9 protein-coding genes are annotated in these 10,000 nt (G+C 45.8%); 3 read left to right on the forward strand and 6 right to left on the reverse strand.

The window, feature by feature from the left end:
* Positions 1–79, reverse strand: a 79-nt coding sequence (locus LDL40_RS11330; RefSeq protein WP_300995497.1) for a 30S ribosomal protein S16, incomplete at its 3' end; no start/stop codon positions are given.
* A gap of 167 nt (positions 80–246) precedes the next feature.
* Complete coding sequence (ffh, locus tag LDL40_RS11335; RefSeq protein ID WP_300995489.1) at positions 247–1,614, reverse strand: signal recognition particle protein; 1,368 nt, start codon at positions 1,612–1,614, stop codon at positions 247–249.
* Between the two features lie 175 nt (positions 1,615–1,789).
* On the opposite strand from ffh, the gene LDL40_RS11340 reads away from it, so the two are divergent.
* Both LDL40_RS11340 and LDL40_RS11345 read left to right on the forward strand, forming a co-directional pair.
* The gene (locus tag LDL40_RS11340; RefSeq protein WP_300995490.1) at positions 1,790–2,599 is read left to right on the forward strand and encodes an inner membrane protein YpjD; all 810 of its coding nucleotides are present in this window, start codon (positions 1,790–1,792) and stop codon (positions 2,597–2,599) included.
* Positions 2,600–2,691: 92 nt separating this feature from the next.
* Positions 2,692–3,960: an HlyC/CorC family transporter gene (locus LDL40_RS11345; RefSeq protein WP_300995491.1), complete on the forward strand. Its 1,269-nt coding sequence runs from the start codon at positions 2,692–2,694 to the stop codon at positions 3,958–3,960.
* A 43-nt stretch (positions 3,961–4,003) separates the two neighbouring features.
* Here the strand turns inward: LDL40_RS11345 and LDL40_RS11350 are convergent, their stop codons facing one another.
* From LDL40_RS11350 to LDL40_RS11360, 3 genes are all read right to left on the reverse strand, one after another.
* The gene (locus LDL40_RS11350) at positions 4,004–4,621 is read right to left on the reverse strand and encodes a hypothetical protein (protein ID WP_300995492.1); all 618 of its coding nucleotides are present in this window, start codon (positions 4,619–4,621) and stop codon (positions 4,004–4,006) included.
* Between the two features lie 181 nt (positions 4,622–4,802).
* Positions 4,803–6,377: a glutamate--cysteine ligase gene (gshA, locus tag LDL40_RS11355; RefSeq protein ID WP_300995493.1), complete on the reverse strand. Its 1,575-nt coding sequence runs from the start codon at positions 6,375–6,377 to the stop codon at positions 4,803–4,805.
* A gap of 111 nt (positions 6,378–6,488) precedes the next feature.
* On the reverse strand, positions 6,489–6,944 hold the full coding sequence (locus tag LDL40_RS11360; protein ID WP_300995494.1) for a CBS domain-containing protein: 456 nt from the start codon (positions 6,942–6,944) through the stop codon (positions 6,489–6,491).
* 93 nt (positions 6,945–7,037) lie between these two features.
* Between LDL40_RS11360 and LDL40_RS11365 the strand changes: the two genes are divergently transcribed.
* Complete coding sequence (locus LDL40_RS11365) at positions 7,038–8,585, forward strand: PAS domain-containing methyl-accepting chemotaxis protein (protein WP_300995495.1); 1,548 nt, start codon at positions 7,038–7,040, stop codon at positions 8,583–8,585.
* A 54-nt stretch (positions 8,586–8,639) separates the two neighbouring features.
* Here the strand turns inward: LDL40_RS11365 and LDL40_RS11370 are convergent.
* A partial coding sequence (locus tag LDL40_RS11370) for an AAA family ATPase (protein ID WP_300995496.1) occupies positions 8,640–10,000 on the reverse strand: 1,361 nt, incomplete at its 5' end.

Consider the following 10,000-nt stretch of genomic DNA (forward strand, 5'->3'; position numbering starts at 1 on the left):
CAAAACGGCTGTCCGCTACCACAACTTGGTAAAATGGACGCTTTTTCGCGCCACCACGTTGTAAACGAATAGTTACCATACCGTCCTCTAATAATCGTTCAGGATTTAAAAAAATAACAAACCCCGCGGTCAGACCGTGGGGTCGGTGAATTGTACGGATTTTTGCCTGCTTTGCAAGGTTTTTCGGGCTTTGGCCGCATATTTCAGCTTTTGCCAAAGGCCAGCCACAAAGCGCAGCTGCTGTGCTTAACGCGGCGGTAATAGACCTGGTGGTAACTTACCCCCCATACCTCGCATCATCTTCATTAAGCCGCCTTTACCAGACATCTGCTTCATCATTTTCTGCATTTGGGTAAATTGCTTCAGCAATTGATTCACGTCCTGTACTTGAGTACCAGAACCACTGGCAATACGTTTTTTGCGCGAGCCTTTAATCAGATCCGGAAACAAGCGCTCCTTTTTCGTCATGGAATTAATAATGGCTTCCATTTTATTGAACTGCTTATTGCCCATCTGATCCATAGCACCGGCCGGCAGATTCTTCATGCCCGGTAATTTATCCAGCATCGACATCATGCCGCCCATACTGCGCATCTGTACCAATTGGTCACGGAAGTCTTCTAAACTAAAGCCCTGCCCTTTCATCACTTTGGCAGCCACTTTGGCAGCCTGCTCTTTATCGACCTTCTGCTCGATTTGCTCAATCAAGCTCATCACATCGCCCATCCCCAGAATACGGGAGGCAATACGATCCGGATGGAAAGGCTCTAAGGCGTCAGTCTTTTCGCCCATACCGATAAATTTAATTGGCTTGCCTGTGATATGACGAATAGATAAAGCAGCACCACCACGTGCATCACCGTCGGCTTTGGTCAGTATCACACCAGTTAAAGGCAGAGCTTCATTAAAAGCTTTAGCCGTATTGGCCGCATCCTGACCTGTCATGGCGTCGACGACGAAGAGCGTCTCTATAGGCTTAACTGCGGCATGCAGGGCTTTTATTTCCCCCATCATCTCATCGTCAACGTGCAGACGACCTGCAGTGTCGACCAGCAGCACATCAAAAATTTGTAAGCGGGCGTGAGCTATAGCAGAGTTCACTATATCTATAGGCTTCTGACTCACATCGCTGGGGAAAAACTCAACCCCCACTTCTTTTGCCAGCGTCTCTAATTGTTTAATCGCAGCCGGACGGTAGATGTCAGCAGACACCACTAATACTTTTTTCTTCTTCCGCTCTTTTAAGAATTTGGCCAGCTTAGCCACAGAGGTGGTTTTACCCGCACCTTGTAAACCTGCCATTAATACAACAGCTGGCGGCTGCACATTGAGTGCCAGCTCTTCGTTGGCTTCGCCCATCGCATCTTCTAAAGCTTTGCGGACGATTTTCAGAAATTCCTGACCGGGTGTCAGACTTTTGCTAACTTCAATACCGACTGAACGCTCTTTGACCTGGTTCACAAAGTCACGTACCACAGGTAAAGCTACGTCGGCTTCCAATAAAGCCATACGCACTTCACGTAAGGTTTCTTTGATATTATCTTCAGTTAAACGACCACGACCGCTGATATTCTTCAGCGTTTTGGTTAAGCGGTCCGACAGGTTTTCAAACATAACTTAGCACCTGAGATACAATATGGCCGGATTATATCGTATAAAGCCATAGCGAGTAACTACTCAACAGACATCTTAGTACAAGCAGTCTTTCTGAATACCTAAGCTTGAGCTGTCAAATGCGAGTAATTTGCAATAGAATGTTAAATCTTCACGAATCAACAGGATCTGATTTATGTTAGTTGAGCTGTTACCCGGTGTGGCTTTGGTTGGTTATCTGCTGGCAACCGGTCTTGTCTTGTCACGTTTGGTGCATCCACAAGGTCCTAACTATAAATTGATGTTCAGTGCGGCTTTACTGGCTATTGTCAGCCATATGCTGTTTCTGGCTGATTCAATCTTTGCCGATTCGGGCCAAAACTTCAGTTTATTAAATGTCATTTCACTGGTCTGTTGGCTGATCAGTACTGCTATTACCATTACAGCACTTCGTACTCCTACGGTATTATTGCTGCCTATTGTCTATGGTTTCTCAGCATTGACGCAGCTGGCTGTTTTAATTTTGCCTGTAGAAGTGCAAATGCAGCACTTTGAACACAACCCTATATTACTGATGCATATCATAGTGGCATTTGTGGCCTATACCTTATTAATAGTGGCTACTTTACATTCTCTGCAAGTACACTACATCAGCAAGAAGCTGAAACAAAAAGACTTTATGTTGGGTAATCAATTTTTGCCTCCTTTGCTTCAAGTCGAACAACTTCAGTTCAGAGTGTTGTTATTAGGTACATTATTGTTGGGTTTGACCTTATTTAGTGGTGCGGCTTTTACTGACAATTGGCTGGCCGCTCATAACCTGCACAAAAACATACTAAGTTCTATCGCATTCCTGGTTTTTGTTGTGTTGTTATGGGGTCATGCCCAATTGGGATGGCGCGGTCGTCTTTCCATAGCTTTAACCTTTACCGGCAGTTTTTTGCTGACACTGGCGTATTTTGGCAGTCGTTTTGTCCGGGAAGTGTTGTTGGACCGTCTTGGATAAAGGCTTTTTCATGCTCAAAGGCTTTAAGGCTTGACTTGACTGCCGGTTCGTAATATCAAATAACTTCGATTAGACCTACAGGTACATTACTTTTGGACGATATCTCAACCAGCACCCTTTTTATTGTTCTGGGCTTGCTGGTGTTATGTTCTGCATTCTTCTCAGCTTCAGAAACCGGCATGATGTCGGTGAACCCATACAAGCTAAAACACCTTGCCAATGAGCAGCACAAAGCTGCACTGCGCGTCACAGCTATGCTGGACCGTCGTGACCGATTAATAGGTTTGATACTGGTTGGTAATAATCTGGTTAATATTGCGGCGTCGGCTATAGCCACAGTGATTGGTCTGCGGCTTTACGGCGACTATGGTATTGCCATAGCTACTGTTGCTCTTACAGTCATTATCCTGATTTTTGGAGAAGTAACGCCTAAAACTCTTGCCGCCTTGCATCCTGAGCGCATCGCGTTCCCAAGCTCTCTGGTTCTCAAACCATTGATGAAAGTGCTCTACCCTGCAGTTTGGCTATTGAACAAAATCTGCAATACCTTTTTAGGCTGGTTAGGTGTGAGTCCTGAACAGCACCACGGCAGCAGCTTAAGTTCAGAAGAACTGCGTACAGTAGTGCATGAAGCCGGAGCTTTAATTCCGCAGCAACACCAAAATATGTTGGTGGGTGTACTTGATTTAGAAAAAGCTACAGTGGAAGACATCATGATCCCCCGCAACGAGCTGGTTGGGGTCGATATCAACGACGAATGGAAAGACATAGTGCGTCAGCTGTCTAACACCCAGCACAATCGTATTCTGCTATACCGCGATAGTGTCGACGACGCCTTAGGTTTTATTCACAGCCGTGAACTGGCTCGACTGGCGCTGAAAGAACAACTGAATAAAGCCTCTTTACTTAGATCAGTACGGGAAATTTACTTTATCCCGGAAAATACACCGCTCAATACCCAGTTACATAAGTTTCAAAGCTCCAAAGAACGTATAGGCCTTGTCGTTGATGAATACGGTGATATTCAAGGTCTGGTGACACTGGAAGATATTCTGGAAGAAGTGGTTGGTAACTTCACCACGGATATCGCAGACAACCAAAATGAAGAAATTCAACCTCAGGCTGATGGTAGTTTTCTGGTGGACGGCGGCATTAACTTAAGGGATTTAAACCGGGACATGCAGCTGAACTTTCCTACAGACGGTCCTAAAACTCTGAATGGTTTAGTATTGGAGTATCTGGAAGAAATACCGGAAGCCAGTTTAGGGTTAACTCTGGCGGGCTGCCCTATGGAGATTATCGAAGTACAGGATAATATGATTAAAACAGTGCGGTTGATGCCGCACCTGCAGCAAGATTAGTAAGGGCGCTGGCCAGCGCCCTTTTCCACAACACCCAGTCTGGTTAGTCAAACAAACCAAAAAACCAGCCACTTTTGAATTCATCTTCGCAGCCCTGTAATTGCTGCTGATACATGGTTGCTCTTTGCTGTACCTTGCGGGCAGTTTCCATCAGCCAGCGTTTTTTATAATAGCTGCCGCGCTTATAACCGCCCCAGCCCTCGTGGTAATTCAGATACTGCGCATAAGCGTCTGACTTTGCTACCTTGTTGATACGGCTGCTTTTGTTGATATACCAACCCATAAAGTCCAGCGCATCCTCAAAGTTAGAGCGGGAAGCAAAATAACTGCCAGTTTCGCGGCCATAATCCTCCCAAGTTTCGTCTTTGACCTGAGCATAACCATAAGCTGTACTGGCCCGTCCCACAGGAATAAAACCAAACCAGTATTCCATAGGGGGTTGGGCATTGTGTTTAAAACTACTTTCCTGATACATCATCGCCATGGGCACATGAATGGGCACTTCCCATTGATCACGCATATCAGAAGCGGCGTCATACCAGTCATCATGTTCACGAAATATTTCGCATAAATCCGAGCTATTTTTAGGTGGAGCTGTAGCGCAGCCTGTCATCACTAAAGCTGCGGATAAGAAGAGTAAAGTTTTTTTAATTTTTTTCATCGGCTGCTGAACTTTTTAAAACACTACTCAGACTAACTTGATGAACGGATTCAACCAAGTTTTTGTTTTTCATCCCTGGATTATCCTTATCCTTAGTTTTCACGGTCAGTTTACTGGCCGTTTTTTTTGTCTGAATTTCACAGAACAGATAAAAAAGCCGGATATCAGATCCGGCTTGTCTTTATAAATCAGCAAAATACCGTTCAAGATACTGATCAAAACTAATATCATCAGCCTGCTCAATCTGCTGCTGTTCACGCAAAGATAGCGCCGCCATCTGTTCAAATTCAGCTTCAGTGTAAAGCTGATAGTCCATAGCCGCCAATTGTTGCCTGTACTGCTCAGCTAAAGCTAGCGCATAGTAGGGACTATCCTGCTGCTGCGCGACCAACCGACTTAATAACTTACCCGAATACGTTTGATTTGGATCGACCAGGCCTAAGTAAAACTCTTTAACCACAGCTTTGTAGGCATCTGCGCCATAAGCAGCATCCATCCATTCGGCAATAGGCATCAAATCAGCAAATAGTTGCTCTGCCCAATCAAGCATCAAACGAGGTTGGCCATTGTCGTTCAAATCCAGATTTTGTCTGCGGCCTTCAGTCACCACTTTACGCAAGTTCTGCTCAGTAACTGCCTGCTCTTGTGCAGATAAATCCGGGCTTTTTTCTAACAAACAGTAAATTAAAAACAAATCCAGAAAGCGCATTTGCTCGGCATTAATACCCACGGCACTGAATGGGTTCACATCCAAAGCCCGCACTTCAATATATTCTACCCCCCGGCGTTTTAAAGCGCAGGTTGGGCGTTCACCACTTTGAGTGGTGCGTTTAGGCCTGATGGTTGAGTAAAACTCGTTTTCGATTTGCAGGATATTGCTGTTCAGCTGCTGGTATTCACCGTCCACTTTAGTGCCAATAGATGCATATTCGGCCGAAGGTGTCGAAATCGCCTGGCGTAAGCCTTTAATGTAATCCGGCAAATTGTTGTAGCTGATATTTAAACTGGACTGAGCACTGTTGGTGTAACCCAAATCACTCATACGCAACGACGTAGCGTAAGGTAAATATAAGGAGCCTTTGCCAAGCGCCTGGAATTTATACTTGGGTTCGCGGCCCTGCAAAAATGAACTACACATAGCCGGAGAGGCGCCAAATAAATACACCACTAACCAGACATATCTTTTGTAGTTACGGATAAGGTGCAGATACTGGGCAGAAATAAAATCCTGCAGGCTTGAGGTATCTCCCAACAACTCTTGATACTGCTGCCAAAATGCTTCAGGTATTGAGAAATTAAAATGCACGCCACTAATGGCCTGCATCATACTGCCATAGCGATTTTTCAGGCCCTGACGGTAAACCGTTTTCATCCTGCCAACATTGGAGCTGCCATACTGGGCCAGACGGATCTCATCCTGATGGTCAATATAGCAAGGCATAGAGCCAGCCCAGAGTCTCTCTTCACCTATGTGGGATAAAGCAAACTTATGAATATCCGTCAGCTGTTTTAAGGTGATCTCAATATCGGTCTGTGCCGGTGTAATAAACTCCAACAAAGACTCGGAAAAATCAGTGGTAATTAAAGGATGAGTTAACGCAGAGCCCAGAGCTTTAGCATGATCGGTTTGAGCCAGTTGACCGTTGGGATTAATCCGCAAAGTCTCCCGCTCAATACCCCGTCTGATCCCTTTAATTGCAGTTTTAAATGACGTGGTGCCAAGTGCAGCCAGACGTTGTTCGAGGAAATGACTCAAGCTGATCCCTTATTCTGATAATTGAGCAGATGTTGAAATGGGGCGACTCAAATAAAAAAACAAGAGCAGCCACAGATTAAGTTTCTCTGCCATAACATGACGCTGTTTATTCTACTCTTCTTCAGATGCAGAGCCATAAGCTATTCTGCTTTTACGCGCAGCCTGCAACACCACAACCCGCATTATATCTTTCCACGACACTATACCTATAGCCACGTTATCCTGATCCGTTACCGGCAAACAACCAATATTATGCTTAAGTAATAAAGCCGCTGCTTTTACCACAGGATAATCTTCGGGCACTGCAATCACTGGGCTGGTCATCACATGCTTAATTTTACGGCTGGTCACAAAAATATCTAAAGTTTTTTCCGATGCAGCGTCCATTACCGGCGCTAAAGCCTTGAAATAATCTTTCACTGAAACTATGCCTACCAGACGCCGGCTCGCGTCAGCAACTGGCACATGTTGGAATTTGGACTGGTTAAAAATATCTTTCAACACCGACAAACTCATATCAGGGTCAACCATGGTCAATTTTCTGGTCATAATGGCAGATACTTGCATAATGCTCCTAAGCTCGCTTATCTGAGAGATCTTTGAAATAATGCCGCCGCTTTGATCCAGATTAACTGAATGATAAATAAAAAGGAAATATGCATGAACCGCCGCAACCAGCACATTGTTGACCAGGAAGTTCTGTACGACGCCGGACAAGAGTTAGTCTCAACTACAGACACACGAGGTGTCATCACTTACGCAAATCCAGCTTTTTGCCAGGTCGCAGGCTACTCTGAAGATGAACTAGTTGGTAAAAACCATAATCTGGTTCGTCATCCTGATATGCCAGCAGCAGCTTTTGCCGATCTGTGGCAGCATCTGAAGCAAGGCCAATCCTGGCGTGGTATGGTGAAAAATCGTTGCAAAGACGGCCGCTACTATTGGGTAGACGCTTTTGTCACCCCTATTTACCAACAACAACAGTTAGTGGGTTATCAATCCGTAAGGGTAAAGGCAAGTCCGGATCTGATCCAAAGAGCTGAGCGTTGTTATCAGGCTATTAACTCAGGCAAGGCCGTCAGCCAGTGGAGTGCGAACACGAATCTGCGTCGCCTTATTGCTCTTGTCAGCAGTTTTGTTTTAATAGCTGCAGGCGCATTACTCTGGTCACAAGCTATATGGCTTGCGTTAATTATCCCGGCTATTTTCTTTGTGCTGATGTATGACGAATTAGTAGATATTCCAGCTCAATTAAACAAAATTCAGCAAGACTTTGATTCAGTATCCCGTTATGTCTACAGCGGGAAAACGGCCTTTTCAGTCGTCGACTTCCGTCATCAGATGCAACAGGCCCGTTTGAGAACCGTATTAGGCCGCACCAAAGATAGCACCAACAAACTGACTGGCATAGCTGATACCCTGGAAGAAGCGGTGCATTTAACCGAACGTGGCATTCACCAACAAAGCCAACAACTGGTGTCTATCGCCACTGCTACACAACAACTTAGCAGCACAGTTCAAGACATTGCACAGCGCACAGGTGAAACTAACCAGAAAGTAGGGGAAGCTCAACACATTTGCCAGCAGGCTGAGCAGGTGATGCAATTGACGGCCACCACAGTGAAAAAGCTTGCTGTTGAAGTGCAAGGTGCAGCCGATACTGCGGACAACCTGGCTGTCGAAGCCGAGCGTATCGGTGCTGTTATGACAGAAATTCAGGGCATTGCGGATCAAACCAACTTATTGGCATTAAATGCCGCTATTGAAGCGGCAAGAGCCGGTGAACATGGCCGCGGTTTTGCTGTGGTTGCTGACGAAGTGCGGGCTTTATCTTCCCGTACTCACAAAGCCACAGAGCAAATCCAGCGCTCTATAGGCGAAATCCAGCAAACTTTATTAAGCTGGGGCAAGACTATGAGCCAAAGCAGGGAACAGGTGGAAGAATGTGTGACTCAAACCAGCCACAGTACCGAGCAATTGTCAGACATTGTAGCTATGGTGAACACCATCGATCAGTTGTCTTCACAAATTGCCACAGCTGCAACCCAGCAAGGCCAGGTTGCCAGCGAAGTGGCCAGCAATGTGCAAAATATCCAGCATATAGCCGATGAAAACCTGAACAATATGCAGTTGGTGTCCGACAATAACAAACGCCTGCACCAGCAAGCCGCCGAAATAGCCAACTTAAGTAAAACTTTTAGCCAGTAACTCTGGCCAGAATAAAAAAGCCCGCAGCGGGCTTTTTTATTCTTAGTGTCGGCATTAATGCGCGCTGGCAGAACCCATCACAAACTGTCCTTCTTGCGCGTCCACAGTTACGACTGAATTAGGCTTAATCTGACCTTTTAACAAAGTCTGAGCCAGCGGGTTTTCAATATAATGCTGGATAGCTCGCTTTAGTGGCCTGGCTCCAAAAACAGCATCAAAGCCAGCCGCTGCTAACAAGTCTAAAGCAGCATCTGTCACAGACAAACCAAAGCCCTTATCCAGCAAACGCATCCGCAAACGTTGCAACTGAATCGAAGCGATATGGCGGATGTGGTCGTTATCCAATGGATGGAATACCACAGTTTCGTCCAAACGATTTAAAAACTCAGGTCTGAAATGCTTACTCAATACCTCCATCAGCATATCCTTCATTTGCAGATAATCCTGATGTTGGTAATGCTCCTGAATCAGGTCTGAGCCTAAGTTCGAGGTCATGATGATCACAGTGTTTTTAAAATCTACAGTGCGACCCTGACCATCTGTTAAGCGGCCATCATCCAATACCTGCAATAAAATATTAAACACGTCCGGGTGGGCTTTTTCCACTTCATCCAGCAGTACTACAGAATAAGGTTTACGTCTGACCGCCTCTGTTAAATATCCACCTTCTTCATAGCCCACATAACCTGGCGGAGCTCCGACTAAACGGGATACAGCGTGTTTTTCCATAAACTCCGACATATCAATGCGAATAAGCGCTTCTTCTGTATCGAACAGGAACTGCGCCAAAGCTTTAGTCAGTTCGGTTTTACCCACCCCTGTCGGGCCTAAAAACAGGAAGGATCCGATGGGTTTATTCGGGTCGGCCAAGCCTGCCCTGGACCGACGAATAGAGTTAGAAACAGCCTCCAGTGCTTCGGCCTGACCTACCACACGTTTTTGCAGTTCCTGCTCCATCCGCAGCAGTTTATCGCGTTCGCCCTCCAGCATTTTACTAACTGGGATACCGGTAGCTTTGGATAGCACATCGGCAATTTCCTGCTCAGTCACTTTGTTGCGCAACAGCGTCATTTCGTGCATTTCAGCTTGCGAGGCTAAATCCAGCCGTTTTTCCAAAGCAGGAATACGTTCGTATTTGAGCTGCGACATACGATTCAGATCACCAGCCCTGCGCGCTACTTCCATATCCAGACGGGCTTGTTCTAAGTCCGCTTTGATATTCTGTGTGCCTTGCAGTGCCGCTTTTTCAGAAGACCAGACTTCATCTAACTCATTGTATTTCAAATCCAGCTCACGAATTTGCTCCTGGATCATGTCGCGACGTTTTTTGGTAGCATCGTCTGTTTCTTTCGCCAGCGCATTATCTTCCAGCTTCAACTGAATAATGCGCCTTTCTAATCTATCGAGCTCCTCAG

This window comes from Rheinheimera sp., assembly GCF_020217005.1.
Taxonomy (GTDB): domain Bacteria; phylum Pseudomonadota; class Gammaproteobacteria; order Enterobacterales; family Alteromonadaceae; genus Pararheinheimera.

Excerpts from the sequence above, each read along its gene's own strand:
- LDL40_RS11365 (WP_300995495.1), top strand. The coding sequence starts at position 7,038 with ATGAACCGCCGCAACCAGCACATTGTTGACCAGGAAGTTCTGTACGAC.
- ffh (WP_300995489.1), bottom strand. The coding sequence starts at position 1,614 with ATGTTTGAAAACCTGTCGGACCGCTTAACCAAAACGCTGAAGAATATC.
- LDL40_RS11340 (WP_300995490.1), top strand. The coding sequence starts at position 1,790 with ATGTTAGTTGAGCTGTTACCCGGTGTGGCTTTGGTTGGTTATCTGCTG.
- LDL40_RS11360 (WP_300995494.1), bottom strand. The coding sequence starts at position 6,944 with ATGCAAGTATCTGCCATTATGACCAGAAAATTGACCATGGTTGACCCT.
- LDL40_RS11350 (WP_300995492.1), bottom strand. The coding sequence starts at position 4,621 with ATGAAAAAAATTAAAAAAACTTTACTCTTCTTATCCGCAGCTTTAGTG.